We start from the raw sequence: 26,248 nt of genomic DNA, 5'->3' as shown, positions 1-26,248 counted from the left end.
TCGGCCGGCCGAGCCGCGAGCGTCGCCTCCGCCGGCCGTTGCGGCAACGCCGTACAGAGCAGGCGCTGGGGCGGTTGCGGCAGTACGCGGACGGTGACGCGCTCATGTGCGAAGGGGACCACGCGGCACACGCGTTGCTGCTACCAGCGGTCGCGTCACGGTGGTTACGGCGGCCGAGGCCGGGCCGGAGGTGGGTCTCGCGTACCGGGAGGCGGGCGAGGTCTTCGGGGAGATGTCGATGCTGGACGGGAGCGTGCATTCGGCTACCGTCCGGGCGCTTGGTCCGGTCGAGGTGTGGTCGATGTCCCCGGCGCGTTTCGTGACGTATCTCGAAAGGCATCCCAGGGTGTCCATCACGTGTTTGTTGGTGATGGTTCGGCGGTTGCGGGAGGCCGACGTCCAGCGGTTGCGGTACCGAGCGCGTCGCGGAACGGTTGCTCTATCCGGTCGTTCAGTGTGGCGAGCCCACGCGCGGCGGGACTCGTCTCGGGATTCGGTTGACCGGGACCGACTTGGCGGCGGCCGTCGCCGCCTCCCGCGAGTCGGTGGTGAAAGCGGTGCGCCGCCTGAAGGAGATGGGCGCGATCGGAACGGACGAGCGACGCCACTTCGTGATCACCGATCGGTCGCGGGGCGTGCGAAGATACGCAGCTCATCGCAGAATGGCAACGCGCCACCTTGGAGGGCCCCATGTCGACTGCGGCTGCGCCGCTTCCCGCGAATGCCCCCGTTCATCCCGAACTCCTCCAGCAGGGACATCCGTTTCGGCAGTGGAAGACGTGGCGCATCCCCGGGACAGAGCTGACGCTCACCGGCTACTCGCGCGCCGGCGACAAGACGTTCTTCCATGTCCCCGAACTGCGCTGTGCCTTGGACGCGGGGCTGTGCGAAGGACGGCAGCCGGCCACGGTCTTCCTGACACACACGCACCACGACCACGCCAAGGACCTCGACTTCCTGGCCACGAGGCCGGACGGGACGGACATCTACCTGCCCGCCGACGCCGTGCCATACGTGGAGTCGTACATCCGCTCGTGCGCCGAGCTGAATCACGGGACGGCGTTCGACCCCGATCTCATGGGCCACCGGCTGCACGGGGTGCGCGGTGGCGACGTGTTCGCATTCGGGCGCGCCGGGCATCAGGTGCGGGTGGTGGAGTGCGTGCACAAGGTGCCGTGCGTCGGATATGCCTTCTCCGAAAGGCGCAAGGCGCTGCGTCCCGAATTCGAGGAACTGCGGCGGACGTTGGTCGCGCAGGGCCGGGGCGCGGCGTTCGGCCGGGAGATGGCCGAACGCCGAAGGCAAGGGGTGGAGGTGGACGAGGAGGTCCACCGGCCGCTGTTCGCCTACCTGGGCGACACGCACACGGACGTCTTCGAACGCAATCCCTGGCTGTTCGCGTACCCGGTGATCATCACCGAGTGCACGTTCCTCCACGACGCGGAGCTCGGGCGCGCGGACCGGGACGGCCACACGGTCTGGAGTCGATTGCGGCCGGTCGTCGAAGCGCACCCGGACACACTGTTCGTGCTGATCCACTTCAGCCTGCGGCACTCCGACCGCGAGGTACTGGAGTTCTTCACAGCGGGGCACGGATCCGTGGACCGGACTCCGATCCCGGACAATGTCGTGCTGTGGGCGCACCCGGACAGCCGGCTTCCCGAACAGCACCAGCCGCGTGCTGCTGACAGCTGAGCTTGCGCCGGTCGCCTCTGCGTCTGCGTCCGGGCAGCTTTCCCGTGCGGCGGGTGGAGGCGCGCGCCCGGTGAGCAGCCGCAGTACAGGGAACCTGTCTGTCTGCATCCGCTGAGCGCAGATCGCCGCCCGGCCTGGTTCGTCCGTCTGGCCTTGACCACTCGACACGCGAACTCAGGTGGTAGACACAGGGGATGGACGCGAAAGGGGCCAAGCTGCTCCAGCCCGCAATGCTCCAACGGCAGGTGGATCCGGCCCGCTACCGAGGGCTGGTCCGGGAGGACAAACCCGTGCGGTGGGCACGGGAGGAACTCGACAAGGTCGTCCAGATGCGCGGTCGGCCCTCCACGGAGTGGCCCACGCCGACCGCCCTGCCCGATGCACTCGGCCGGCTCGCCGAACTGCTGGCCACACTGGCTTGGGACGACCTCGCCGGCCTGGCCCGCCGGGAGGAACTGACGTACCGCAGGCCAAAGCGTTCCGCCACCAAGTCCTCGAAGTCGGCGAAGTCCGCGAAAGCGTCGACGTCCTCGTCCGGCGACAAGCGGATCGTCGATGCGCTGGTGGCACTGCGCGAGAACCTCTACGACTGCCGACAGTACGAGGAAGCCCTGGAAGCCGTCGAAGAGCTCCTTCGGATGGCGCCGGCCGGCAGGCATGCCGGGGCCCAGGCGCGGGAGGCGCGCTATTGGAGGACGTGGTTCCTCACCAAGCTCGGCCGCCATCAGCAGGCCCTGGAGTCGGTCGTCGACGAGCTGACCGGAATCCGCGGGCGGTCGCGCGCTGCGGTGCGCGACGAGGACGAAATCGCGCTCGCCCACGCGTTGGCGACCCATGCCGACCTCCTGGAGAAGGCCGGCCGCGTCGCCGAAGCCGCCGAGGTGAGCGCCGAGGTCGTGGAGGTCTGGTGGCGGCGCGGCGACGCGACGGTCCACTTCCTTGACGCCGTCGACCTGCACAGCGAACGGCTTGCCCGGAGCGGGCAGGGCGAGGCGGCGCGTGTGTGCATCATCGAGGCCATGCGCAGGATGCGGAATCGGCGGTGCACGATGTACCAGGAGAACACCTGGTACAACTTCGGGGTCCGCCTGCTCGAACTGGGCGCGCCGGAGCCCGCGTTGGCCGCCGCCGAGCAGGCGGTGCGGCTCTATCGCGATAGCGCGGACGCCCATCGGGGACGCCATCGGGAACTGGAGGCGGAGGACGACTGGGACTGGGACCACCGCTACTCCGAGGCATACCTCCGCGAGCGGCGGCACAAGGAGCTCTCGTCCTCGCTGAGAGAGGTCCGCCGCGCGGAACAGAACCTGAGCGACGGCCTGCTCGCACTGAGCGATTGCCTCCGGCAGCTCCGCCGCACCGGTGAAGCCGACGCGGCACGCGCCGAAGCAGCCACGCTGCCTGCCACCTAGGCCGATCCTTCGGATCATCTGATCGTTGGGTGACGTGTGGGATTGAGTGATGTGCAGTGGGCGCGGATCGAGCCGTTGTTGCCGGATCGTGTGCCGCAGCGGGGTGGTCGATGGCGTGACCACCGAGAGGTGATCGACGCGATCGCGTTCAAGCACCGCACCGGGACGCCGTGGCCGGACCTGCCCGAGCGGTTCGGGTCGTGGAAGGGTGTGCACGACCGGTTGCGGATGTGGGCGGCGGATGGCACGTGGGGCCGGGTGTTCACGGCGCTGCTCGCGCAGGCCGACGCGGACGAGGACCCGGACTGGGTCGTCGCGGTCGACTCCACGATCGTCCGCGCCCACCAGCACGCCGCAGGCGCCCGCAAAAGGGGGTGCCCGCAGGCGAGCCCGCCGACCACGCCCTCGGCCGGTCCCGCGGCGGACTGACCACGAAAGTCCACCTTGCGACCGACGGCAACTGCCGACCACTCGCGTTCGTCATCACCCCCGGCCAGGCCGGGGACGGCAGGCGACGTTGGACGACCTCGGTAACCACGCGGAGCCGATTCACGTCGCGCGTTTCGGGACTCAGGTGGATGCGAAGGGTGTCCTGGTCGGCTCGCCGGATGCGCGGCGCTGTATCGGCTACCTGACGAAGTACCTGAACAAGTCCGCGCACGAGTCCCACGAGGCCCACAGTGGGGCCCAGAACGCACACGTGGACCGATTGACGGAAGCGCTGCGGTACGAGCCGTGCTCGGCGACTTGTGCGAACTGGCTCCTGTACGGAGTCCAGCTCAAGAACGCGCGTGCGGGTCTGCGTCCGGGCTGCTGCAAGTCGAAGGCCCACCGCCGGACCCACCTCGGCTACGGCGGCCGGCGCGTCCTGGTCTCCCGCAAATGGTCTGGCAAGACCATGGCCGACCACAAGACCGAGCGTCGCGCCTGGGTCCTCGACCTCATCGGCCAACCCGCCGACGTCCCCGACCCCAACTGTTTCATCTGGCAACCCGTCGGCCGCGACGACCCGGACGTCGCCCCGCTTTCTCATCGGCTCCTTCGGGCGGTCGCTGAACGTGTCCGGTGGCGCAAGGCGATGGACGACGCGAAAGCCCGCGCAGACGGACCGCTCGACAATTCGGCAACTGCCCAGGGGAGGGCGGCATGAGCAGGAAGACCAAGATTCCCGATGTCGAACTCCTGACCGTTCCGGAAGTCCTCGAAGCGCTCGGCGGCCTGTCTCGCCGGACCTTCTACCGCCGGCGTGAACTCGGTCTCGCTCCGGCCTGCCACAAGCTCCCCAACGGCGAACTCCGCATCACGCGTGAGGCGTTCGTGGAATGGCTCGACACGCGGGCGGAGGAAGTGGCGTGACGGACAAGACGTACAAGGTCCGCATCTGGGCCGTCGCCCGCAACCAGAGCAGCAAGAAGCCCTCCTATGTGCTGCGGTGGCTCGTGGGGACCGAGCGGCAGTCGGCGACGTTCGGGACGAAAGGGCCGGCCGACCGATTCCGCTCACGCCTGATCCGCGCGGCGGAGGACGGGGAAGCGTTCGACCTGGTGAGCGGTCTTCCCGAGTCGATGGTCAAGGCCAAGGAAGCCACCTCGCTCCTGTCGTTCGCTCTCACGTACATGGACATGAAGTGGCCCAATGCGGCTGCCAAGTCGCGCGACAGCATGACGGTGCCCTCGCTACCGCTCTCCCGGCGCTCGTGGCCGACGCCAAGGGGCGACCCGACGTCAAGACACTCCGCCGCGCGCTCCGGCTTTTCCTCCTGCCTCCGACGCGACGTGAGATCGATCGGCCCGGTGAGATCGCCAAGGCGGTCGCGTGGATCGAGAAGGCGTCGCTGCTCATCACCGCACTCGAAGACGCCAAGCGTGTGCATGGGGTGCTGGATGCTCTCGGGCTCAAGCTCGACGGCACCGCGGCCGGCGCCGAGACGCTGCGGCGGAAGCGCTCGGTCCTCTACAACGTCCTGGACTACGCCGTGGAGCTCGAACACCTCGCCGTGAATCCGATCGACAAGATCAAGCGCAAGCGGGTCAAGGTTGCTGCCTCGGTGGACCGGCGGGCGGTCGCCAACCCGACGCAGGCTCGTGAGCTGTTGACCGCAGTCGCCTACGTGGGTGGCCACAAGCGGGCCGGCGGGCGTCGACTGCGAGCGTTCTTCGCGGTCCTCTACTACGCCGGGACGCGCCCGGCCGAAGCGGTCAACCTCCGGCGGGCCGACTGCGTTCTACCGGAATCGGGCTGGGGCTCGCTGACCCTGCACACGACCCGCCCCGCGGCCGGCAAGATCTGGACCGACAACGGTGACGCGCATGACGAGCGGGGCCTGAAGCAGCGGGCGGACAAGGACACGCGTCCGGTGCCGATCCCTCCGCAACTCGTTGCGATGCTCCGCGCGCACATCGAAGAGTTCGTGACGGCACCCGATGGCCGACTCTTCCCGAGTGAGCGGGGCGGCGTACTGGCCTCGTCCTCGTACTCCCGGGTGTGGAAGGAAGCACGCCGGATCGCGCTGACCGAGGAGCAGGTCACGTCACCGTTGGCGGCCCGGCCGTACGACTTTCGGCACGCCTGCGCGTCGCTCTGGCTGAACGCGGGAGTGCCGGCCACCGAAGTCGCGGAACGGCTTGGGCACTCGGTGGACGTGCTCCTGAAGATCTACGCCAAGTGCATCGACGGACAGCGCGACCTGATCAACAAGCGCATCTCGGATGGCCTCGGTGACGAGGACTGATCAGCCGTCAGGTGACAGGGAGCCCCGGATCACTCTGGGGCTTTCGTCATGTCACGGCTGTCCCGCGAATACCCCGAAAACGCTCTGTGACCTGCGGAAACGTCCTCAAGATCATTGCACGTATATTGCACAGCAGCCGTCCTATGCCTGCTGTCGCCTGCGCCGCGTGACACACATCGTGACGGCGAAAAAGAGGCCGAAAACAAAAACAGCAGCTCACGTGGCTCCGTGGCTGCTGATCCTGGTGACGCTGTGTGCCCCTGGCAGGATTCGAACCTGCGCACACGGCTCCGGAGCGGGTGTGAGCGCAATTCCCAAACCGGCCCCTGACCTGCACAGGAACGCGTTGGCGACCCACCCAATTCCAAGATCATTACACGCATGCTGCACAACCAGTCAGCTGCCCCCAAAACCCAACCCACGCACCCGGTCCACGGCATGCCGGGGACCGGGTGGCATGCCGTGGTTTATGCGCGCGGGTCACGCAACCCGACCAACAACCCAGGTGCTCGGCAACCGCGGCCCGACTCCCAAAGCCCAGCACCAACGGGTGTCCTGCGCAACGAGCGCGCCCCGGTCGCGGCCAAAGGTCGCGTCGCCGGCCCCCAGCCGGCTCGCAGCGCAGCTGCGATTCCCTCCCAGATGGCTAGCCGGAGCGGCACGCCGTTTCCATCATGGCAGGACAAGCTGTGATCAATCAGTTCAGGTCGGAGGACGTCGGGGGGAAAATGGACCAGTTCACCGCGATGGGGTCTTCGGCGCGCCTGAGTAGATCCCCTGAATTTAGAAGGAATAAGCGATACCCTGGTCGTCCACCATGTCTGGCCGTAGACGTGGATCTCGTTAGACAGATGGACAGCAGGGAGCCAGCGTGTCTACAGGCGTCTCCACGGAACTCTCCGTACAGGGCGAGAGTATTCAACAGCTCTACAACGACTATGTGAACGCCAAGTTTTTGGTCAACCGCCGTTACCAGCGAAAACTGGTTTGGGGTGTTGAAGAAAAAGAAAGGTTGATCGATTCCATTGCTCGCAAACTTCCGATCCCTCTGATTTTGCTCGCAGAGTCAGCAGGCACGTTTGCCGGAAAATTGGAAGTCATCGACGGGCTCCAGCGTCTCAATTCTGCATTTGCGTTTATCGAAAATGAATTTCCTCTCGATGGGAAATATTTCGACTTGGCGACGCTGGCCGACACTAAGATTCGATTGGATGAAGGAGGGCTTGAGCAGAAACAGCCTATGCTTGACCGCGAGAAATGTCGTCAGATTGCCAACTATCAACTCCCGGTCTCCGTTTATCGATCTGCGAGCGATGAATCCGTTGATGAGGTTTTCCGGAGGATCAACTCCAGCGGTAGGCACTTGAGTCTCCAGGAGATTAGACAAGCCGGAGCGCTTCAGGTAATTGCTGGGGTTGTTCGACGAATCAGCGCGACGGTGCGCGGAGACGCGTCCCTGACTGATTTTGTACCGCTTTCTGAAATGCCGAAAATTAGCATCACCAACAATGAGCTACCGTATGGCATCTTTGTAGACGATATCTTTTGGGTCAAGCAGGGGATCCTTACGCGTGAATCCGTGCGCGAATCACGCGATGAAGAATTGATTCTAGATATCTTACTGGACTTGATCCTAGAGCGTCCTGCTTCCACCGGGTCGCGCTATCGAGATTCCGCATATGGAATTGAGAACGATCGCGCCGCTACGGCCGCTGACCTGGTCCATCGACGGATCGCTACCATCGGTGAGGAAGAATTGGAGAATCGATTTATTGAGACTTTGGAACTGTTCCGAAATGTGCTCGCGAAGTCAAATAAACCATTCTCTGCTTTGACGGTGACGCAACAGAACTATCGGGGTATCCCGCGACACTTTCAGGCCCTATTCGTTGCAGTGGCCCAATTGCTTCACGATGATGGAATGGAACTGAAAAGCGAAGAAAGTTTCCTGAAAGCGATTGATGGATTCTGGGATACCGATCTGAGAGTTCCGTCAGGGGGTGGTGACTGGGGAGCTGAGAGGAAAAGCGAGCTGATTCAGATGGCGAAGACTCGCTTGCAGAAAGAGTTCAAGCCCAGTGTTGAAGGCGGTTCGCAGGTCAGGGAACATTCGGTGCGCTTCGAGGCCGCCTTGGCGATGGCTCTGACCGAGGATTCGCTATTTGAGCTCAAGCAGGGGTTTTGTCGAGTAAATGACAGCGCGAGCTTTGATGACCAGAGCTTTGCAAAGATCATGAGAACTGCGAGTGCCATGGCCAACCATGGCCCTGCGGCTCGTGGCGTGATCTTTGTTGGTGTGGCTGATGACGAGGCTGACGCTCTGGCGCTAGAGAGATTCGCTGGAATTAAGGCTCATGAGCGTGACGGCTTCTTCGTCACTGGGACGCAACATGAGCTGTCGGCAATGAAGAAATCAGTAGATGAAATGTGGAGAGATTTGGCGCAACGTATCAAGAGTTCCGATTTGGATGCGACATTCGCCAGTCATCTAGCGCGTAGTCTGGTCCCATTTCGCTACAATGGATTCTTGATTTGGCGGATAGAGCCGACATCGATGGGCAGTCCTGTAACGTACAAGAATGAATTTTTCGAGAGGGTAGGCCCTCAAACAAATGCCGTGATTGGCCAAGGCATCATTGCTCTCGCCAAGCGATTCCAGGCATAGCAAAGAGCAGCCGCGCTCGTTTGTGAAATCGCCTCCAAGTACAACGAAGCGAAGGTGGATCCAGGGCGGAAACGCTTTGCCCCGCCGTCGTGGAGCATGGCGGTTGGGTTGCCAGCTTTCTCGTGCTGGCCCGCACTGGGCGGGGGGCTACGCCGGGAACGGCGGCTACGCCGCACGCGCGGCGTAGCCCCCCGCGGCGCGCGGAGCGCGGCGACCTTGATCCAATAGAGCTCAATTCGGCAACGGGTGACGGTACTTGCTTCGGCTCGATCCGTGCCGAGACCTGGCTGGGCGTGGCTGGGCCGATACCGTCGCTCTGTGGCTACCGACGATGACGCTCCGATGTCTCCGCGTGTTCTGGGTGAGCGGGTTGTCTATGACAACGAGTGGGTGCGGGCCTTCCGGGCGGACGTTGAGCTGTCGGGTGGAGATCGGGCCGTGCACCACATGGTCAAGCTCAAGCCGGCGGCCGTGATGGTTCTGCTGGATGACGAGGACCGCGTGTTCCTGATGTGGCGGCATCGCTTCGTGGCGGACTCGTGGGGCTGGGAGTTGCCTGGCGGCCTGGTCGACGTTGGGGAGGACCCGGAGGACACCGCACTTCGGGAGTTGATCGAGGAGACCGGCTACCGGTGTCGGTCGATGCGGCATATTGCTCGGTTTCAACCGATCGTCGGCGTCGTTGACTCTTGGCACGACGTGTACCTGTGTGAAGGTGCGGAGAGGGCCGGGAGTCCGACCGAGGTGACCGAATCTCAGCGGAACGAGTGGGTGCCGTTGAGCGAGATCTCCCGGCTGATCCAGCGTGGGGAGATCTGGAGTTCGGGCACGCTCGTCGGGCTCATGCAGACGCAACTCATCCGGGGATCTTGATGGACTTGGTGTCCTCAAGCGTTGCTCTGGGCTCAGGATCGAAGTTCGGACGATCTTCGCCGGGGCCGGCCTGAGGGCGGCTTGGCCGGTAGCGTCGCTGTGTGGCTACTGACGATGACACTTCCTCGGCCTGGGTCGTTCATGGCGAACGGATCATCTATGACAACGAGTGGATGCGCGTCTTCCTGACTGACGTTGAACTGCCTGATGGGGAGCGGTTCGAGCATCACGTGATCAAGCTGCATGCTGCGGCGATGACGGTGCTGATCGATGATCAGGATCGAGTGCTGATGATGTGGCGGCATCGGTTCGTGTCGGACCGGTGGGGGTGGGAGATCCCCGGTGGGCTGGTTGATCCCGGGGAGGATCCGGAGGAGACGGCGCTCCGCGAACTGCTTGAGGAGACCGGCTACCGGCCGGCGACCTTCCGGCATGTGGCGCGGTTCCAGCCCATGGTTGGGATGGTCGACTCGTGGCATGACGTGTTCGTGGGGGAGGGGGCAACTCAGGTTGCCCAGCCCACGGAGACGACCGAGATGGCGCGCATGGAGTGGGTTCCGCTCGCGGATATCCCTGGGCTGATCGCCAAGGGGCGGATCTGGAACTCCGGCGTGCTTATCGGGTTGCTGCACGTCCTGGCTTCCCGCGGGGGCGCCAAGCTTGATGAGTCGTCAGAGTCGTTCTGACAGGCGGACGAGGCGGCGGCGGGACCGGGCCGATGCGGCTACGGTGCTCAGCTTCTTGGCCTCGTTCCAGTGGATGCGGGCTTCTTCGGTGCGGCCGTGGGCGATCAGCGCTTCGGTCAGGTCGCACCGGAGACCGGCCTCCGCCCTGGTGAAGCCGCTCATCCCGGCAAGTGCGTTCGTCAGGCTGTCGATGACCTCGGTGTCGCCGAGACGGACGAGGCAGGATCCGCGCCACCTGGCCAAGTGGACGAGGTTGAGGGCCAGGAAGGGAAGGTCCGGGTCGTTCGGGTCCGGGGGCAGGGCTGCTGCGGCCATGTCCATGGAGTTCATCGACGCGGCTCCGTCGCCCAAGGCCGCGTGAGCCTCTGCTTCGGCGCCGTACAGCCAACTCCGGGTCAGTGAAGGCAGCCGCGTCCGGTTCTCACCATGGGCGTATCGGATGAGTTGCAGGGCGGACTCGGCCTGGCCCAACTCCAGCAATACGTAAGCTTGTTCGGCTGTCGCGAAGGCCAGGATGCTCGGATCCTCAGCGATGCTCGCCGCGGCCTTCGCGCGCTCGAAGTGCTCCCAGGACTCATGAAGCGACTCGGTGTCGACCCCCTGCCATCCCGCGAGCGCGGACGCGTCGGCCAGCACGTGCGCCAAGCCGGCCCGCTGCTTCGGGAGCATCGCGTGCTTGAGCAGCTGGTCGACCTGGCCTATGTGGGCACTCATTTCGTCGGCCACGACCGCGGCGCCCAAGCGGCGGTCCTTGAGTCGGATGGCGTTGGTCTGGAAGCGGAACAGCGCCAGTAGTTCGTCATCGACGGCGCGGGCGCTCTCCAGGCGAGTCATCAGTTCGATGACTCCCGGATCCGGCTTGCCCCACGCGTGCGGGCTCGGTTCGTCGAACGCCAGGTCTTCCGGCTCGACTTCGTACACCGAGCACAAGATCGCCTGGTAGCGCTCGTCGGGCGGCTTGCGGCCGTTCTCCCAGTCGGAGATGCGGCGCTTGAGGCTGTCGTCCTGGACGAGCCTGGTGCCGTGTCGGGCTGCGGTCTGCCGCATGGAGCGCATGAGTTCGCGCTGCGTCCAAGCCCGCTCGTTGCGGAGTCGTCGCAGGCGCTGTGCGTAGCGCGGAAGGGCCTCGTTCTCCATCGTCGCCCCCAAGGGGACAGGGGGACATGTCCCCCTGGTCGAGTCCGTGTCATCTTCCGCGCACCGCGCCGCGCGGTCAACTCTGAACGCACAGTAACCAAACACAGATGCCCTGAAGGGGGCGACACTGTGCAAAACACGATCCTGCACACGCTGGAATGGCTGGCCGAAGCGGCGGACGATCCTCGGGACTGCCTTCAGTCCTGGGATCAGGCGCCGGGTATTCCGTACCCGCTGATCATCGGAAAGACATTCGACCTGGTGACGACGCACCGCCGGGTCGGCGAAAGGGTGTTGGCCTTCTACGACCGCGACGCGATCCCGGCTGGTGGGGCGCTTCTGGACTGCGGCGTGGCCAAGGTCGGATTCCTCGTCCACCGCGATCCCAAGTCGCAGCCACTGACCGTTGCCTTGGCATGTGACGCGCGCTATCGCACCCGGTGCCTCGGCCTGAAGGGGTACCTCCTGGCACCCGTACCGGTCATGGACGAGGACAGCTTGGCACGATCGCGGGTGCGGTGGCTCCGGTTGCCGGGCCCTCCCGGCACCCACACCTTCGAGCTGCCCACCTTGACGGCGAAGCTCGCCGAAGTGGCCAGTGAAGGCGTGGCCTTCCCCGTAGACGATGTGCCGCCGCCGGCGCCTTCGTACCAGTAACTACCGAAGGAGCGGAACGGTGCGCGATTCGGATGAGGCACTTGGCATGGACGACGACGGCGACGCCTGGTACGTGGCTCGTTCCGCGGTGATGGGGTTACGCGACGTGCTGGTCGCGGCCGGTATGGAAGCGGACTTCACGTTTCTGACTGCCGACGTGAACGCCTTCGGGCGCGGGATCGTGAATCTCGGGCGGGTCACTCCGGCCACGACGCGCCGACTGACGGCGCTGCTGCGGGCGGCTCGTGAGGCGCTGGGCGACGAGGCTTTCGCGACGGAGGGCAGCGAAGGGGAGAACGACCATGGATGACAAGAACGACGCTCGCGCGGACTTCCTCCGGCCCGGCGTTCCGTACGTCCGGGGCTGGTCCGATGCGCGGGATGCCGCCCGTGAGTTGGCCGAAGAGCTGAGGTTGCTGGGCCTGGCGAACGACTTCGCCTACTTGCAGGGTGACGTGAACGTGGTCGGCAAGGGACACGTCCGGCTCGGCCGCGTGACCAGTGACGCGGCCACCCGGCTCGCGGAAGCCCTGACGCTCGGGATGTGCGTCCAAATCGACAGGCTGCCGTGCGCGCAGGAACCCGCACACGACGACAAGCCGGCTGCGGCCTGACCGAAGCTCGGCCGGAGCCCACCCACCACCCTCCGGCCGAAATAGAGAACTCCCCGTCCCTGGACCTCGGGCGGGGAGTTCTCGCGTGCTCGGTGCCGGCTCAGAGTGTGCGGAATTGCGTGGGCAGGCTCGGGCGGCCGATGACCTCGACGTAGGCGACGGACTTGTGGACCACATCGAGGTTGATCATGGCTCTGTCTTCTTCGCCCAGAAGGCAGACCGTGCGATGGCCCGGGCCGAAGGAGCCCTCCGGGGCAGGCGCTGTCCTGAAGCTTTGGCAGAAATCGTCCCCACAGTCACACCAACCGTGGAAGCGCGCCATGTGCAGGTCGCCGGCCAACGAATGCTCGCCCTCGGTGTGCAGGAGCCTGACCAACTCGATGTAGAGCTCGGGCAGAGCCTCCGACAGGGGACGGGGATCACTCACGACGAAGGGCCGAATCCGTACGAGATCTCCAGGTCGTCACTGGAGATCTTGAACTCTTCGAGGGCCAAGGGCCGGTCGTGCTGATTGAGGGTCAGACGCAGGACGTGGAACAGCGGTACCCCATCGGCCAATCGAAGAGTGGTGGCCTCGTCCGGGAGCGGCATCCGGCTGCGCACGTTCTCGGTCCAGTGCAGTTCGTGGCCGGCCTTCTCCAGGGCGGCGTAGAGCGCGGGTGCCGGCGGGGGTGCGGTGTCGGCGTACGGCGTGTTCTCCAGGACGGAGAACGGTACGTAGGTGCGGTGTGCCTGGCGTAGGCGGCCGTGGTCGGCGGTCTGCAACTCGTCGTACGTGAACATCGGCTCGCCCGGTGGTACGCGCAGCATGTCGGCCAACACGAGGGGCGCGTCCGTGCGGGTCGCTACGGGCTCGTCCTGTGTGGTCCAACGGATGGCGTCGGCCTCGACGTAGCGGCCGTCGCGGTCTCGGCGTACCCCACGCGGACGGGTGATGTTCGGCCTGGCGTGTGGTGAGCGCACGAACATCCCGCGACCCATGAGGACCTCGACCAGGCCGACGGCGCGCAGCTCGGTGATGCCCTGGCGGACCGTCGGGCGGGAGACGCCGAACTCCTTCGCCAACTGCTCCTCGCTCGGAAGCGGCTGCCCCGCGGGGAACGTGCCGTCCATGATCCGGTCGCGCAAGTAGTCGGCGATCTCGTGATACCGGGCCTTCTTGCGTGCTGGCTCCATGGGATTCCTCCGGCGTCCTCCGAGCGGGCTGGATCCCGCGCTTCCTTTCGGCAGCATCCCGCAGGACTTGCCTCTTGACAAGACGTAGTACGGGTCTCCATCCTGAAGTCAGCCCGTAATACGGGTTGGCAACCTCTTCGATCGAAGCGGTGCCTCTGAGCTTGTGAAGGGCGATCCGAAATGGCGATCAAGGGTGCAATCCCGGTGACGTTCGCGGCGGTGTTCCCGTTCGGGGCGTTCGCGAAGTCGGTGGCTGCGGTGGCGGACTTCGAGGCGTCGAAGGGCGGAGTGAAGGTTCAGGCGCGGGACAAGACGACGGGGCTTCCGGTGTGGGCGGTGTCGGTGGTCGACGGTGACCCGGACGCGAACGAGTCCACGGTGAAGGTGAAGGTCGCGGCGGACGCGGAGCCGGTGTTGCCGGACACGTTGCCGGGGCTGCCGTTCCGGCCGGTGGAGTTCGAGGGCCTGACGGTGACGGCCTACCTCAACCAGTCCACCAACCGCGTGGCGTTCTCCTACCGCGCGTCGGGCCTGCGGGCTCCCGGTGGGCCGCTGAAGAGCGCGATCAAGACGACGGCGGCCTGACGGCTCGTCGTGTGAGACAGGCGCGGCCCTGGTGCGAGCAGATCTTGGCGGGTCGATCGCACCGGGGCCGCTCCCCATCCGAACGACACAAGTGATCTTCGAAGGGGTACGTCCATCATGCATGTCTTCCAAAGGCCCGTGGTGCGGATCGGGGCCTTACTGCTCGCGGTGTTGTATGTCGTGTTCGAAGTGGTGCGGGCCCGGGGCGGCGTCGTTGCCTCGTCCCTGCTCCTCTTCGTCTACCTGACGGTCGGGGTCGCGTCCGTCTGGTGGTGGCTGTTCTCGTTCGCGGCTCGGGTGCGGCGTGGTTGGCCAGCGCTGTCGAAGGCGATCGGGGTGTGGCAGCAGGAACCGGTGTCGCGGATCGATGAGACGTTCGAGTACCGGTATCCGCGCATTCTGCGTATCCGGCGGCATGAACTCGGCTTCGACGTGACGGTGTCGTTGTTGCCGGGGCAGACCCCGAAGAACCTCGGCGATCACGTGGAAGGCATCGCCCACACATGGGGTGTCTTCCGGGTCGAGGCGTCGTCCCCCGGGCGCGGGGTGGTCGTCCTGCGAGCCTGGTTCGCGGATCCGCTGGCCGAATCGTTCGAGGCACCCCCGATGCCCGGGTTGGGCGATGTCGTCAAGCGCGCCGCGGGGCTGGCCTCGATCCGATACGGGAAGGTCGCGGCCGAACGCGAGGACCCGTGGCGGCCGGAATTCGCGTCTGCGGAGATCGGGCGGTGTGACGACGGGCGGCCTTGGCGGTTGCGGCTGCATGGGACGCACGTCCTGGTCGCGGGTGTTACCGGCGCCGGGAAGGGCTCGGTGCTGTGGGGCGTCGTGCGTGCGCTGCTGCCAGCGGCTCGGGTGGGGATCGTGCAGTTGTGGGCGTGCGATCCCAAGCGCATGGAGTTGTCCTACGGGCGGTCGCTGTTCCAGCGGTACGCCTGTGAGCCGGCGGCGATGGTCGAGTTGCTCGAAGCCGCGGCGGCCGAGATGAACACGCGGGCGCAGACCTTCGCGGGCAAGGTCCGCAAGCACGAACCCTCGGCCTCGTGTCCGTTCGTCGTGGTGATCGTGGACGAGTTGGCGTTCCTGACGGCGTATCAGCCCGATCGGGACCTTCGGAAGCGGGCGGATGCGGCTATCGCGACCCTGACCAGTCAAGGGCGTTCGGTCGGGTTCTGCGTGATCGGTGCGTTGCAGGATCCGCGCAAGGAAGTGATGAACATCCGGAACCTGTTCCCGGATCGGATCGCGTTGCGGTTGGACGAGCCGAACCAAGTGGACATGGTCTTGGGCAACGGTGCACGGGAGCGTGGTGCGGCGGCCGATCTGATCTCTCCCGACCCGGAGGTCGGTGCGGGGGTGGGTTACGTCAAGCGGGAGACGCAACCCGAACCGGTACGCGTGCGGGCGGCGTTCGTGTCCGACGACGCGATCGACGCGATGGTGCGGGACTACGGCCGGTCCTCCGGTGGGTTCGGGAGTGCGGCATGACGCGAACCGAGTACGACGCGGACATGACGCGTGGCGCGACCGTGCTGCGGTGCGTCGCCGATTTCATCGGCTGCCGGCCGGCCCTTCCCCCGGTCACGTCGGTGGATGTCGGGTGGTCGCAGGTGGATCTGGTGTGGTCGGTCAAGATCCACATGTACGCCGGGACGTCGCAGGACATGGAGCGCTGGGCGCTCGCGATGGACGACGTGGTGACCACACGTGTGGAAGCCACGAGCGAGTACATCGGTGAGCACACCCGGATCGAGGTCGCCGGCACCATTCACGGCCACTCGGTGACCGTGTGGACCACGCTCGACGGAAGCACCCGATGAGCACCCGGGTGGAACGTGCGCGGATGCCGTTGGCGCGTGAGGTCGTGCGGGCGGTGGCTCAGGAGCACGGCGTCTGCGTTCGGCCGATCGCGTTGCGACGCACGGACATTCTCACTGGTGAGACGACAGTGGTGGATGTGCCGTGTGGGGCGACCTTGGCGAGTGTGTGCCCCACCTGCGCTGAACGTAAGCGGCGGCTGCGGATGGCGCAGTGTCGGGAGGGGTGGCACCTGACCGAGGAGCCGATTCAGGAGGCCGACGAGCCGACCGGTGAACAGCGCGTACTCGGGGAGTTGCGGGCGGACTGGACCAAGAAGCACGACCTGGCGCGCGGCGACGAGCGGGACGAACTCGCCGAAGACCTGGCCGCGGTGGATGCGGAGTTGGCTGACTCGGGCGTGCGCGGCAACATCGACCCGGATCCGGTCACGCGGCGGGTGCGGTCCACGCGGCGGCGTCAGGATGCGCCCGATCTGCCTCGGCGGGAGGTGGACGCGCGCACGGTCGGCAAGGCGTACACGGCGCCGGATGGGAAGGTCTTCCGGCCTTCGCTCTTCGTCACGCTCACGCTGCCCTCGTACGGGCGTGTGCGGCGCGATGGGACTCCGGTGGATGCCTCGGCGTACGACTACCGGGCGGCTGCCCGGGATGCGTTGCACTTCTCGAAGCTGGTCGATCGGTTCGTGCAGAACCTGCGGCGCCTGGTCGGCTTCGACGTGCAGTACTTCGCCGCGGTGGAGTACCAGCGGCGGCTGGCTCCGCACATCCACCTTGCGATCAGGGGCACGGTCTCGCGGGCCGAACTGCGCCAGGTGGCGGCGGCCACCTATCACCAGGTGTGGTGGCCGGCGTGTGACGAGCCGGTCTACTCGACCGACCTTCCGCCGGTCTGGGACACGGAGGCCGGCGCGTACCTCGACCCGACGAGTGGCGTCGAACTCCCCACCTGGGATACGGCGTTGGACGACTTGGGCGACGATGCGGAGCCGATTCACGTCGCCCGGTTCGGGACGCAGGTCGACGCGAAGGGCGTCCTGGTCGGCTCGCCGGACGCACGCCGCTGCATCGGCTACCTGACCAAGTACCTCAACAAGTCCGCCCACGAGTCCCACGAGGCCCAGAGCGGGGCCCAGAACGCGCACGTGGACCGACTCGTGGAAGCCCTCCGTTACGAGCCCTGCTCGCCCACCTGCGCCAACTGGCTCCTCTACGGAGTCCAGCCGAAGAACGCCCGCGCGGGCCTGCGGCCTGGCTGCTGCAAGGCCAAAGCTCATCGGCGGACCCACCTCGGCTACGGCGGGCGGCGCGTCCTGGTCTCGCGCAAGTGGTCCGGCAAGACCATGGCCGACCACAAGGCGGAGCGCCGGGCATGGGTGCTGGACCTGGTCGGCGGTGCCGGCGACATTCCGGATCCGAATCGGTTCATCTGGGCTCCGGTCGGCCGTGACGACCCTGACGTCGCACCGCTGTCCCATCGCCTCCTTCGTGCGGTCGCCGAACGGGTGCGGTGGCGCAAGGCGATGGACGACGCGAAAGCACGCGCAGAAGGGACGCTCGACAATTCGGCAACTGCCCGGGGGAGGGCGGCATGACCAGAAGAGCCAAGACTTCGGACGTCGAACTCATGACCGTCCCGGAAGTCCTCGAAGCGCTGGGCGGCCTCTCTCGCCGGACTTTCTACCGCTGGCGTGAACTCGGCTTGGCGCCGGCCTGCCACAAGCTCCCGAACGGCGAACTGCGCGTCACTCGTGAGGCGTTCGCGGAGTGGCTCGACACTCGGGCGGAGGAAGCGGCGTGACGGACAAGACGTACAAGGTCCGGGTCTGGGCCGTGGTCCGGAACCAGAGCAGTAAGAAGAAGCCCTCTTTCGTGGTGCGTTGGACTGTGGCGGGCGAGCCGCAATCAGCGACGTTTGGTACGAAAGGGTTGGCCGACCGGTTCCGTGGACGCCTGATCCGTGCCACCGAGGACGGCGAAGCGTTTGATCTTGAGAGCGGTCTCCCTGAGTCCATGCAGAAGGCCAAACAGGCGACGTCGGCCCTCACCTTCGCGCTCGCCTACATGGACATGAAGTGGCCGGGTGCGGCTGCGAAGTCGCGGGACAGCATGACGGATGCGCTGGCCACGGCTCTGCCCGCGCTCGTGAAGGACAGCGATGGTCGGCCCGACCTGGTGACCCTGCGCCGCGCCCTCCGGCTGTTCGTTCTACCGCCGACTCGCCGGAAGCTCCCTCGGCCCGCCGACGTCGCCAAAGCGGTTGCCTGGCTCGAAAAGAGGTCGCTGCCCATCACGGGGCTCGCGGACGCCAAGACTGTTCACGGTGTCTTGGACGCGCTCGGTCTCAAGCTCGACGGATCCGCGGCAAGCGCCGAGACGCTTCGCCGTAAGCGCTCGGTCGTCTACAACCTCCTCGACTACGCCGTGGAGCTGGAACACCTTCCGGTGAACCCCATCGACAAGCTCAAGCGCAAGCGCGTCCTGGTGGCGTCCTCGGTGGACCGCCGCTCGGTTGCCAACCCGGTCCAGGCTCGCGAACTGTTGGCCGCGGTGACCTACGTCGGCGGACACAAGCGGGCCGGCGGCCGACGTCTCCGCGCGTTCTTCGCGGTCCTCTACTACGCGGGTACGCGCCCGGCCGAAGCGGTGAACCTGCGGCGCGCCGACTGTGTCCTGCCCACCTCGGGATGGGGCTCGCTGACTCTGCACACCACTCGGCCGGCGGCGGGCAAGACCTGGACGGACAACGGCCAGGCGCACGACGAGCGGGGCCTGAAGCAGCGGGCCGAGAAGGACACGCGCCACGTGCCCATCCCTCCGCAGCTCGTCGCGATCCTCCTCGCGCACATCGAAGAGTTCGGCACGGCGAAGGACGGTCGACTCTTCCCGAGCGAACGCCGTGGCGTCCTTGCCTCCTCCACCTACTCCCGAGTGTGGAAGGAAGCACGCAAGCTCGCGCTGACCGAGGAACAAGTGACCTCACCTCTGGCAGCTCGGCCGTACGACCTGCGGCACGCCTGCGCGTCGCTCTGGCTCAACTCCGGAGTGCCGGCCACGGAGGTCGCCGAACGGCTCGGGCACTCGGTGGATGTGCTGCTCAAGATCTACGCCAAGTGCATCGACGGACAGCGCGACCTGATCAACCAACGCATCTCGGATGGTCTCGGTGACGAGAGCTGAGCAACCGTCAGACGGCAGGAAGCCCCGGATCACTCCGGGGCTTTCGTCGTGTCCGGGCCACGCCGCACATACGCCAAATACGCACTGTGACCTGCGGAAACGGCTCCAAGATCATTACGCGCCCATTACGCGCGGGCCGTCCTACGCCTGCACGCACCTGCGCGGGCTGACACACGGAGTCACGAGCGAAAAGAGGCCCCAAAACAAAAACAGCAGCTCACGAGTGATCGTGGCTGCTGAGACTGTTCACGCTGCGTGCCCCTGGCAGGATTCGAACCTGCGCACACGGCTCCGGAGGCCGTTGCTCTATCCCCTGAGCTACAGGGGCTCGGGTGGTGTGAACATTACCAGTTCCTGGGAGTGGGTTGCGAAGGGGTTGGTCGTGGGGTGGGGATGAGATGTGTGGATCGGGCCACGGGGTTGGTGTGGGGGGCCTAACCTCACTGGCGTGGGCGGGATTGCGGGTGAGGCGGCGCGGGTGCTTGTCGTGGATGACGACGAGGTGATTCGGCAGCTGATCGCGGTGAATCTGCGGCTCGAGGGGTTCGTGGTGAGTACGGCTTGTGATGGGGAGGAGTGTCTGCGCCTCGTGCACGAGGTGCGGCCCGACCTGGTCACGCTCGATGTCGTGATGCCGCATCTGGACGGGATCGGGACGGCCGCTCGGTTGCGGGCGGATCCGCGGACCAGTGGGCTGAAGATTCTGATGATCAGTGCCTGTGCGCAGGACGAGGACTTCTCGCGGGCTCGTGCGGTCGGCGTGGACGGGTATCTGACCAAGCCGTTTCATCCCGAACAGCTCATTCGGCTGGTGCGCGCGCTGTCGCCGGAACTGTCACCCGAATGACCTACCCCGCCCGCCGGGCAGGTTGGTGATCCGGTCGCCTACGCTTGTCGTCGTGACCCCCGCAGAGCTTTCGCAGTCAGTGTTGTCCGCGGTTCGTGCCGCCGTCGAGGCGGGCGAGCTCGCCGTTGCCGTGCCCGAGAGCACGACGGTGGAGCGACCCAAGAATCGCGACCACGGGGATTATGCGACGAACATCGCGCTTCAGCTCGCGAAGCCGGCCAAGCGGCCGCCGCGGGAGATCGCCGAACTGCTGGCCGTGCGGATCGCGAAGACGCCGGGCATCGCCAAGGTCGACGTCGCGGGCCCGGGCTTCCTGAACATCACGTTCGACACCGCGACCCAGGGCGAGCTGGCCCGCACGATCGTCGAGGCCGGTGCCGCCTACGGGACCAACAACGCGTTCGACGGCCTGAAGATCAACCTGGAGTTCGTGTCCGCGAACCCGACCGGGCCGATCCACATCGGCGGCGTTCGCTGGGCGGCCGTCGGCGACTCGCTCGGCCGGATCCTGCGCGCCTCCGGTGCCGACGTGACCACCGAGTACTACATCAACGACGCCGGCGTGCAGATCGACAAGTTCGGCAAGTCGCTGATGGCGGCGGCCAACGAGCGGCCCGTCCCCGAGGACGGCTACGTCGGCGCGTACATCAACGACATCGCCGCCGACATCCTGGCCGAGCGGCCGGACGTGCTCTCGCTCGACGAGGCCGAGCAGGAGAAGGTCTTCCGCGCGACCGGCCTCAAGCTGATGGTCGCCGAGATCCAGCGCTCGATGGAGAACTTCGGCGCGCACTTCGACGTGTGGTTCTCCGAGACGACGCTGCACGCGTCCGGCGCGGTGGAGAAGGCGATCGAGCGGCTGCGCGAGCAGGGCCACGTCTACGACGACGGCGGCGCGATCTGGCTGCGCACGACGGACTACGGGGACGACAAGGACCGCGTCCTGATCAAGTCCGACGGCGAGAAGACCTACTTCGCCTCCGACGCCGCCTACTACCTGAACAAGCGCGACCGCGGCAACGAGGTCTGCGTCTACATGCTCGGCGCCGACCACCACGGCTACGTGGGCCGGCTCAAGGCGATCGTGGCGTGCGCGGGCGACGACCCCGAGCACAACATCGAGGTCATCGTCGGCCAGTTCGTGAAGATGATGCGCGCCGGCGAAGAGGTCCGGATGTCCAAGCGCGCGGGCAACATCATCACGATCGACGACGTCGTCGAGTGGATCGGCGTCGACGCCGCGCGCTACTCGCTCGCGCGCTCGTCCACCGACTCCACGATCACGCTCGACATCGACATTCTCACGTCGCACAAGAACGAGAACCCGGTCTACTACGTGCAGTACGTGCACGCACGGGCGTCCTCGGTCGACGTCAAGGCCGCCGCCCGGGGCATCGTCAAGGGCGAACTCAAGCCCGAGCTGCTGTCGACCGAGTGGGAGTCCGACCTGCTCGGCGCGCTCGGCGAGTTCCCGCGCGTGGTCGCCAAGGCCGCCGAGCTGCGCGAGCCGCACCACATCGCGCGCTACCTGGAACAGGTGGCCGGCCGCTACCACCGCTTCTACGACCACTGTCAGATCCTGCCCAAGGGCGACGCCGAGGTCACCGACCTGACGCACGCCCGAATGTGGCTTGCCGACGCGACGAAAACCGTCGTGGCCAACGGCCTCGGTCTCCTCGGGGTGTCCGCCCCCGAGCGCATGTGACGGATCGTCACAACGCAGGCGACACAGGCCGAGGGCCGGGCATCCGCCCGGCCTTCGGCCGTTCCCGGCCCCGACCCCGGGCCGACCCCACGCGACCGCGCAAGACCCGGCACGACCGGCAGGACCCGTAGGACCCGTAGGACCCGTAGGACCTGTAAGACGCGCACGACCCGCACGACCCGCGAACCCCGCACGACCCGCACGACCCGCAAGACCCCGCGAACCCCGCACGACCCCGCCGCCCGCACCCGATCGCCCAGATCACCTCAACCCCCCGGGGAGCACCACGACATGAGCCGCTCCGCCCACCCCGCCGGTCCCCGCCACGCGGACGTGCTGCCCGACGGCGCGCCGCCCATGGCGCCCGAGGACCTGACCCTGCTCGACCCGAAGATCTGGCCCGCCAACGCCGAGCGCGGCGCCGACGGCGTGGTCACCATCGCCGGCCTGGACGTGCGCGAGCTCGCCCGCGAGTTCGGCACCCCGGCGTACATCCTCGACGAAGACGACTTCCGGGCCCGCTGCCGCGCCTGGCGCGAGGCGTTCGAGGGCGCCGACGTGTTCTACGCCGGCAAGGCATTCCTGTCCCGCGCCCTCGTGCGCTGGATCGCCGAGGAGGGCCTGAACCTCGACGTCTGTACGGCCGGCGAACTCGCCGTCGCGCTGTCCGCGGGCATGGACCCGGCCCGGATCGCCTTCCACGGCAACAACAAGTCCAACGCCGAGCTCGACCGCGCCCTGGAGGTCGGCGTCGGCCGCATCATCGTCGACTCGTTCGAGGAGATCAGCCGGCTCGCCTTCCTCGCCGACCGCCGCGGCGTCACGCAGAAGGTGCTGGTCCGGATCACCGTCGGGGTCGAGGCGCACACCCACGAGTTCATCGCGACCGCGCACGAGGACCAGAAGTTCGGCTTCTCGCTCGCCGACGGCCAGGCCGCCGAGGCGGTCCGCCGGATCCGCAAGCTCGACTCGCTCGAACTCATCGGCCTGCACTCGCACATCGGCTCGCAGATCTTCGACACCGCCGGTTTCGAGGTGGCCGCGCACCGCGTCGTGGGCCTCCTGGTCGCCGTCCGCGACGAGCACGGCGTCGAGCTGCCCGAGATCGACCTCGGCGGCGGCCTCGGCATCGCGTACACCGCCGCTGATGACCCGCAGGCGCCCGCGGTCATCGCCGCCGCGCTGTTCGACATCGTGCGCCGCGAGTGTGCCGCCGCCGGGCTCGCCGCGCCCCGCCTGTCGGTCGAACCCGGCCGGGCGATCGCCGGACCCGGCACGTTCACGCTGTACGAGGTGGGCACGATCAAGCCGCTCGAGGGCCTGCGTACCTACGTCAGCGTCGACGGCGGGATGTCCGACAACATCCGCACCGCGCTGTACGACGCCGAGTACACCGTCACGCTCGTCTCGCGCGCCAGCGACGCGGCGCCGATGCTCTCGCGCGTCGTGGGCCGGCACTGCGAGTCCGGCGACATCATCGTGCGCGACGCGTACCTGCCGGCCGACCTCGCGCCCGGCGACCTGGTCGCGGTGCCCGCGACCGGCGCCTACTGCCGCTCGATGGCCAGCAACTACAACCACGTCACCCGCCCGCCGGTGATCGCGGTACGACAAGGCACCGCGCGCACGATCGTCCGGCGCGAAACCGAAGAGGACCTGCTGCGCCTCGACGTCGGCTGACCCGGCACCGGCGGCCCGGGCCGACCCGAGCCCGGACCGAGCCCGACCCACCCCAAAGACCAGCCCCGGACGGCCTCGGGACAGCCCCAGCCCCCCGAGGCGACCCGAAAGCCACCCCCGCAAGACATATGACGAAAGACCAGGAAAAGAACAACAGAACCATCGGGGGTCGCCGTGTGGCGGCCCCCGAATCCGGGAGAAAATCCCGTTGTCACCGTTCCGGGCCGCAAGAATTCCCGTCTCGGATCCTGGACCAGCCCTGGTCCGAACGATGATCCGAGCGACACTTGTCGGCACTGCCGGTCTCCGGAGATCCCCCGGACGGCAGACTCGGACAACCTTTGTCTTCGAGAAGTGAGGTCGGATGATGCGTACGCAGCCGCTGAAGGTGGCGCTGCTCGGTTGTGGTGTGGTCGGCTCCGAAGTGGCCCGCATCATGACGACGCACGCGACCGACCTCGCCGCCCGAATCGGGGCGCCCGTCGAGCTCGCCGGAGTGGCCGTGCGCCGCGCCGGGCGCGAGCGCGCGGGCATCGATCCCGCGCTGGTCACCACCGACGCGATCGAACTGGTCAAACGCGACGACATCGACGTGGTGATCGAGGTCATCGGCGGTATCGAGCCGGCCCGCGGACTGATCCTGTCCGCGATGGAGCACGGCGCGTCCGTGGTCTCCGCCAACAAGGCCCTGCTCGCCGAGGACGGCTCGACGCTGCACGCCGCCGCCGCGAAACACGGCGTGGACCTCTACTACGAGGCCGCCGTTGCCGGCGCGATCCCGCTCCTGCGCCCGCTGCGCGAGTCGCTCGCGGGGGACAAGGTCGAGCGGGTCCTGGGCATCGTCAACGGCACCACCAACTTCATCCTCGACCGGATGGACACGACCGGCGCCGGCTTCGCGGAGGCGCTCGACGAGGCCACCGCGCTCGGGTACGCCGAGGCCGACCCCACCGCCGACATCGAGGGCTTCGACGCCGCCGCCAAGGCCGCGATCCTGGCCGGCCTCGCCTTCCACACCCGGGTGACCGCCGCCGACGTGTACCGCGAGGGCATCACCGAGGTCAGCGCCGCGGACGTGGCCAGCGCCAAGGCGATGGACTGCGTGGTCAAGCTGCTCGCGATCTGCGAGCGCGGCGCCGACGGGCAGAGCGTCAGCGCCCGCGTGCACCCCGCGATGATCCCGCGCTCGCACCCGCTCGCGTCGGTGCGCGAGGCGTACAACGCGGTCTTCGTCGAGTCCGAGGCCGCCGGGCAGCTGATGTTCTACGGCCCCGGCGCCGGTGGCGCGCCGACCGCCAGCGCGGTCCTGGGCGACCTCGTCGCGGTGTGCCGCAACAAGCTCTCCGGCGCCACCGGCCCGGGCGAGTCGGCCTACGCCCAGTTGGTCCCGCAGCCGGTGGGCATCGCCCGGACCCGCTACCACCTCAGTCTGGACGTCGCCGACCGCGCCGGTGTGCTCTCTCAGGTCGCCGCCGTGTTCGCGCAGCACGACGTGTCCATCGACACGGTCCGTCAGCAGGGCCGGGACGGGGATGCCACACTCGTGATCGTCACCCATACCGCCGCCGACGCCGCACTCGCGGCGACCGTCGCCGATCTGCGCGGTATGGACATCGTTCGTGACATCGCCGGCATCATGCGGGTCGAAGGAGAGTAGGGACCGTGAGCGCGCTCAAGGAAGGCGTCCGCACCACTCAGTGGCGCGGGGTCATCGAGGAATACCGCGACCGTCTGCCGGTTTCGGCGAACACTCCCGTGGTCACTCTGCGTGAGGGTGGCACGCCGTTGGTCCCGGCCCAGGTGCTCTCCGAGCGCACGGGATGTGAGGTTCACCTCAAGGTCGAGGGCGCCAACCCGACCGGGTCCTTCAAGGACCGCGGCATGACGATGGCGATCTCCAAGGCCAAGGAGGAAGGCGCCAAGGCGGTCATCTGCGCGTCGACCGGCAACACCTCGGCCTCCGCCGCCGCGTACGCGGTACGCGCCGGGATGGTCTGCGCCGTCCTGGTGCCGCAGGGCAAGATCGCGCTCGGCAAGATGGGCCAGGCCCTCGTGCACGGCGCGCGCATCCTGCAGGTGGACGGCAACTTCGACGACTGCCTGACGCTCGCCCGCGACCTGGCCGAAAAGTACCCCGTCGCGCTGGTCAACTCGGTCAACCCGGCCCGCATCGAGGGCCAGAAGACCGCCGCCTTCGAGATCGTGGACATGCTCGGCGACGCGCCCGACATCCACGTCCTGCCGGTCGGCAACGCGGGCAACATCACCGCGTACTGGAGGGGCTACACCGAATACGCCGCCGACGGCCTGTCGCAGCGCCGGCCGCGAATGTGGGGCTACCAGGCGGCCGGTTCGGCACCGCTCGTCAACGGCGCGCCGGTGTTGTCGCCGCAGACGATCGCGACCGCGATCCGGATCGGCAATCCCGCATCGTGGGACTACGCGATCGCCGCGCGCGACGAGTCGGGCGGCCACATCGAGTCCGTGACCGACCGTCAGATCCTTTCGGCCTACCGCCTGCTGGCCGCGCGGGAGGGCGTCTTCGTCGAACCCGCGTCGGCCGCGAGTGTGGCCGGACTGCTCCAAGCGGCCGAACAGGGCCGGGTCGACCCGGGCCAGCGGATCGTCTGCACGGTCACCGGCAACGGCCTCAAGGACCCCGATTGGGCGGTCGCCGGCGCACCCAAGCCGGTCGTCGTCCCGGTCGACGCCTCGGCCGCCGCCGCGCTCCTCGACCTGGACGGCTGACCCGAGACAAGCGCTCGGCCGGACGTCAGACAAGCGCTCG

The 26,248-nt window shown here is 67.1% G+C and carries 23 protein-coding genes, 1 tRNA gene and 4 pseudogenes; 25 read left to right on the top strand and 3 right to left on the bottom strand.

The features are described from left to right. Positions 1-106 precede the first annotated feature (106 nt). The 11 genes and pseudogenes from OG928_RS11855 to OG928_RS11805 all read left to right on the top strand — a co-directional run. Positions 107-328: pseudogene (locus tag OG928_RS11855) on the top strand (cyclic nucleotide-binding domain-containing protein); the annotation flags it as partial. A 100-nt stretch (positions 329-428) separates the two neighbouring features. Beyond that, positions 429-617: pseudogene (locus tag OG928_RS11850) on the top strand (helix-turn-helix domain-containing protein); the annotation flags it as partial. A gap of 73 nt (positions 618-690) precedes the next feature. Beyond that, the gene (locus tag OG928_RS11845) at positions 691-1,695 is read left to right on the top strand and encodes an MBL fold metallo-hydrolase (protein ID WP_406282795.1); all 1,005 of its coding nucleotides are present in this window, start codon (positions 691-693) and stop codon (positions 1,693-1,695) included. 194 nt (positions 1,696-1,889) lie between these two features. Further along, the gene (locus tag OG928_RS11840) at positions 1,890-3,107 is read left to right on the top strand and encodes a hypothetical protein (protein WP_406282792.1); all 1,218 of its coding nucleotides are present in this window, start codon (positions 1,890-1,892) and stop codon (positions 3,105-3,107) included. A 36-nt stretch (positions 3,108-3,143) separates the two neighbouring features. Continuing rightward, positions 3,144-3,613 (top strand): annotated as a pseudogene (locus OG928_RS11835) (IS5 family transposase); the annotation flags it as partial. Between the two features lie 11 nt (positions 3,614-3,624). Then, positions 3,625-4,257, top strand: coding sequence for a replication initiator (locus tag OG928_RS11830; protein ID WP_406282789.1), 633 nt, complete (start codon positions 3,625-3,627; stop codon positions 4,255-4,257). After that, positions 4,254-4,463 (top strand): helix-turn-helix transcriptional regulator, encoded by a 210-nt coding sequence (locus OG928_RS11825; RefSeq protein ID WP_406282786.1) that lies wholly within the window; start codon positions 4,254-4,256, stop codon positions 4,461-4,463. Before OG928_RS11830 ends, OG928_RS11825 begins: the two co-directional genes overlap by 4 nt. Further along, positions 4,430-5,838, top strand: a pseudogene (locus OG928_RS11820) (tyrosine-type recombinase/integrase). The gene OG928_RS11825 and the pseudogene OG928_RS11820 overlap by 34 nt, the downstream one beginning before the upstream one ends. 871 nt (positions 5,839-6,709) lie before the next feature. Then, on the top strand, positions 6,710-8,503 hold the full coding sequence (locus OG928_RS11815; protein ID WP_406282783.1) for a DUF262 domain-containing protein: 1,794 nt from the start codon (positions 6,710-6,712) through the stop codon (positions 8,501-8,503). A 318-nt stretch (positions 8,504-8,821) separates the two neighbouring features. Further along, positions 8,822-9,376, top strand: a complete 555-nt coding sequence (locus tag OG928_RS11810) for an NUDIX domain-containing protein (protein WP_406282780.1) — start codon at positions 8,822-8,824, stop codon at positions 9,374-9,376. A gap of 101 nt (positions 9,377-9,477) precedes the next feature. Then, positions 9,478-10,062: an NUDIX hydrolase gene (locus tag OG928_RS11805; RefSeq protein WP_406282777.1), complete on the top strand. Its 585-nt coding sequence runs from the start codon at positions 9,478-9,480 to the stop codon at positions 10,060-10,062. Here OG928_RS11805 and OG928_RS11800 read toward each other — a convergent pair. Next, entirely contained in the window at positions 10,048-11,199 is a 1,152-nt protein-coding gene (locus OG928_RS11800; protein ID WP_406282774.1) for a helix-turn-helix transcriptional regulator, read from the bottom strand. The two genes, OG928_RS11805 and OG928_RS11800, sit on opposite strands and share 15 nt — an antisense overlap. 129 nt (positions 11,200-11,328) lie before the next feature. Here OG928_RS11800 and OG928_RS11795 point away from each other — a divergent pair, with 129 nt between their 5' ends. From OG928_RS11795 to OG928_RS11785, 3 genes are read left to right on the top strand one after another with little or no spacing between them, the layout of a single operon-like run. Continuing rightward, a complete protein-coding gene (locus OG928_RS11795; protein ID WP_406282771.1) occupies positions 11,329-11,856 on the top strand; it encodes a hypothetical protein in 528 nt (175 codons plus the stop codon). A gap of 19 nt (positions 11,857-11,875) precedes the next feature. After that, a complete protein-coding gene (locus OG928_RS11790; RefSeq protein WP_406282768.1) occupies positions 11,876-12,166 on the top strand; it encodes a hypothetical protein in 291 nt (96 codons plus the stop codon). After that, positions 12,159-12,470, top strand: coding sequence for a hypothetical protein (locus tag OG928_RS11785; RefSeq protein WP_406282765.1), 312 nt, complete (start codon positions 12,159-12,161; stop codon positions 12,468-12,470). The genes OG928_RS11790 and OG928_RS11785 overlap by 8 nt, the downstream gene beginning before the upstream one ends. Before the next feature lie 423 nt (positions 12,471-12,893). Here the strand turns inward: OG928_RS11785 and OG928_RS11780 are convergent, their stop codons facing one another. Next, positions 12,894-13,646, bottom strand: coding sequence for a GntR family transcriptional regulator (locus OG928_RS11780; RefSeq protein ID WP_406282762.1), 753 nt, complete (start codon positions 13,644-13,646; stop codon positions 12,894-12,896). A gap of 180 nt (positions 13,647-13,826) precedes the next feature. Here OG928_RS11780 and OG928_RS11775 point away from each other — a divergent pair, with 180 nt between their 5' ends. The 6 genes from OG928_RS11775 (at position 13,827) to OG928_RS11750 (ending at position 19,228) form a co-directional block, all read left to right on the top strand. Continuing rightward, entirely contained in the window at positions 13,827-14,231 is a 405-nt protein-coding gene (locus OG928_RS11775) for a plasmid replication, integration and excision activator (protein ID WP_406282759.1), read from the top strand. Between the two features lie 117 nt (positions 14,232-14,348). After that, positions 14,349-15,719, top strand: a complete 1,371-nt coding sequence (locus OG928_RS11770; protein WP_406282755.1) for an FtsK/SpoIIIE domain-containing protein — start codon at positions 14,349-14,351, stop codon at positions 15,717-15,719. Then, complete coding sequence (locus OG928_RS11765) at positions 15,716-16,051, top strand: hypothetical protein (protein ID WP_406282752.1); 336 nt, start codon at positions 15,716-15,718, stop codon at positions 16,049-16,051. Before OG928_RS11770 ends, OG928_RS11765 begins: the two co-directional genes overlap by 4 nt. Beyond that, positions 16,048-17,643 carry a replication initiator gene (locus tag OG928_RS11760; protein ID WP_406282749.1) on the top strand — a complete coding sequence of 532 codons (1,596 nt, stop codon included), beginning with the start codon at positions 16,048-16,050 and terminating at the stop codon, positions 17,641-17,643. Before OG928_RS11765 ends, OG928_RS11760 begins: the two co-directional genes overlap by 4 nt. After that, positions 17,640-17,849 (top strand): helix-turn-helix transcriptional regulator, encoded by a 210-nt coding sequence (locus OG928_RS11755; protein ID WP_379988063.1) that lies wholly within the window; start codon positions 17,640-17,642, stop codon positions 17,847-17,849. The genes OG928_RS11760 and OG928_RS11755 overlap by 4 nt, the downstream gene beginning before the upstream one ends. Then, on the top strand, positions 17,846-19,228 hold the full coding sequence (locus OG928_RS11750) for a tyrosine-type recombinase/integrase (RefSeq protein WP_406282746.1): 1,383 nt from the start codon (positions 17,846-17,848) through the stop codon (positions 19,226-19,228). Before OG928_RS11755 ends, OG928_RS11750 begins: the two co-directional genes overlap by 4 nt. Positions 19,229-19,484: 256 nt before the next feature. Here the strand turns inward: OG928_RS11750 and OG928_RS11745 are convergent. Beyond that, positions 19,485-19,556: transfer RNA gene (locus OG928_RS11745), tRNA-Arg, on the bottom strand. A gap of 120 nt (positions 19,557-19,676) precedes the next feature. Between OG928_RS11745 and OG928_RS11740 the strand changes: the two genes are divergently transcribed. The 5 genes from OG928_RS11740 to thrC all read left to right on the top strand — a co-directional run bounded on the left by OG928_RS11740 (position 19,677) and on the right by thrC (position 26,208). Then, positions 19,677-20,075, top strand: coding sequence for a response regulator transcription factor (locus OG928_RS11740; protein ID WP_406282742.1), 399 nt, complete (start codon positions 19,677-19,679; stop codon positions 20,073-20,075). Positions 20,076-20,127: 52 nt separating this feature from the next. Next, positions 20,128-21,780 carry an arginine--tRNA ligase gene (argS, locus tag OG928_RS11735; protein WP_406282739.1) on the top strand — a complete coding sequence of 551 codons (1,653 nt, stop codon included), beginning with the start codon at positions 20,128-20,130 and terminating at the stop codon, positions 21,778-21,780. 291 nt (positions 21,781-22,071) lie between these two features. Beyond that, on the top strand, positions 22,072-23,460 hold the full coding sequence (gene lysA, locus OG928_RS11730) for a diaminopimelate decarboxylase (RefSeq protein WP_406282736.1): 1,389 nt from the start codon (positions 22,072-22,074) through the stop codon (positions 23,458-23,460). Positions 23,461-23,824: 364 nt separating this feature from the next. After that, entirely contained in the window at positions 23,825-25,117 is a 1,293-nt protein-coding gene (locus tag OG928_RS11725) for a homoserine dehydrogenase (protein WP_406282733.1), read from the top strand. A 5-nt stretch (positions 25,118-25,122) separates the two neighbouring features. Continuing rightward, positions 25,123-26,208, top strand: a complete 1,086-nt coding sequence (thrC, locus tag OG928_RS11720; RefSeq protein ID WP_406282730.1) for a threonine synthase — start codon at positions 25,123-25,125, stop codon at positions 26,206-26,208. Positions 26,209-26,248: the final 40 nt, after the last annotated feature.

The sequence above is a fragment of the Embleya sp. NBC_00896 genome, assembly GCF_045207785.1.
In the GTDB taxonomy this organism is placed as follows: domain Bacteria; phylum Actinomycetota; class Actinomycetes; order Streptomycetales; family Streptomycetaceae; genus Embleya.
The sequence above is the reverse complement of the archived record's forward strand: the minus strand, read 5'-3'. Positions and strand labels throughout refer to the sequence as shown.

Bases quoted from the DNA above. Each gene is read 5' to 3' on its own strand.
- OG928_RS11845 (WP_406282795.1), top strand. From the start codon at position 691: ATGTCGACTGCGGCTGCGCCGCTTCCCGCGAATGCCCCCGTTCATCCC.
- OG928_RS11840 (WP_406282792.1), top strand. From the start codon at position 1,890: ATGGACGCGAAAGGGGCCAAGCTGCTCCAGCCCGCAATGCTCCAACGG.
- OG928_RS11825 (WP_406282786.1), top strand. From the start codon at position 4,254: ATGAGCAGGAAGACCAAGATTCCCGATGTCGAACTCCTGACCGTTCCG.
- OG928_RS11800 (WP_406282774.1), bottom strand. From the start codon at position 11,199: ATGGAGAACGAGGCCCTTCCGCGCTACGCACAGCGCCTGCGACGACTC.
- OG928_RS11785 (WP_406282765.1), top strand. From the start codon at position 12,159: ATGGATGACAAGAACGACGCTCGCGCGGACTTCCTCCGGCCCGGCGTT.
- OG928_RS11780 (WP_406282762.1), bottom strand. From the start codon at position 13,646: ATGGAGCCAGCACGCAAGAAGGCCCGGTATCACGAGATCGCCGACTAC.
- OG928_RS11775 (WP_406282759.1), top strand. From the start codon at position 13,827: ATGGCGATCAAGGGTGCAATCCCGGTGACGTTCGCGGCGGTGTTCCCG.
- OG928_RS11770 (WP_406282755.1), top strand. From the start codon at position 14,349: ATGCATGTCTTCCAAAGGCCCGTGGTGCGGATCGGGGCCTTACTGCTC.
- OG928_RS11765 (WP_406282752.1), top strand. From the start codon at position 15,716: ATGACGCGAACCGAGTACGACGCGGACATGACGCGTGGCGCGACCGTG.
- OG928_RS11760 (WP_406282749.1), top strand. From the start codon at position 16,048: ATGAGCACCCGGGTGGAACGTGCGCGGATGCCGTTGGCGCGTGAGGTC.
- OG928_RS11755 (WP_379988063.1), top strand. From the start codon at position 17,640: ATGACCAGAAGAGCCAAGACTTCGGACGTCGAACTCATGACCGTCCCG.
- lysA (WP_406282736.1), top strand. From the start codon at position 22,072: ATGAGCCGCTCCGCCCACCCCGCCGGTCCCCGCCACGCGGACGTGCTG.
- OG928_RS11725 (WP_406282733.1), top strand. From the start codon at position 23,825: ATGATGCGTACGCAGCCGCTGAAGGTGGCGCTGCTCGGTTGTGGTGTG.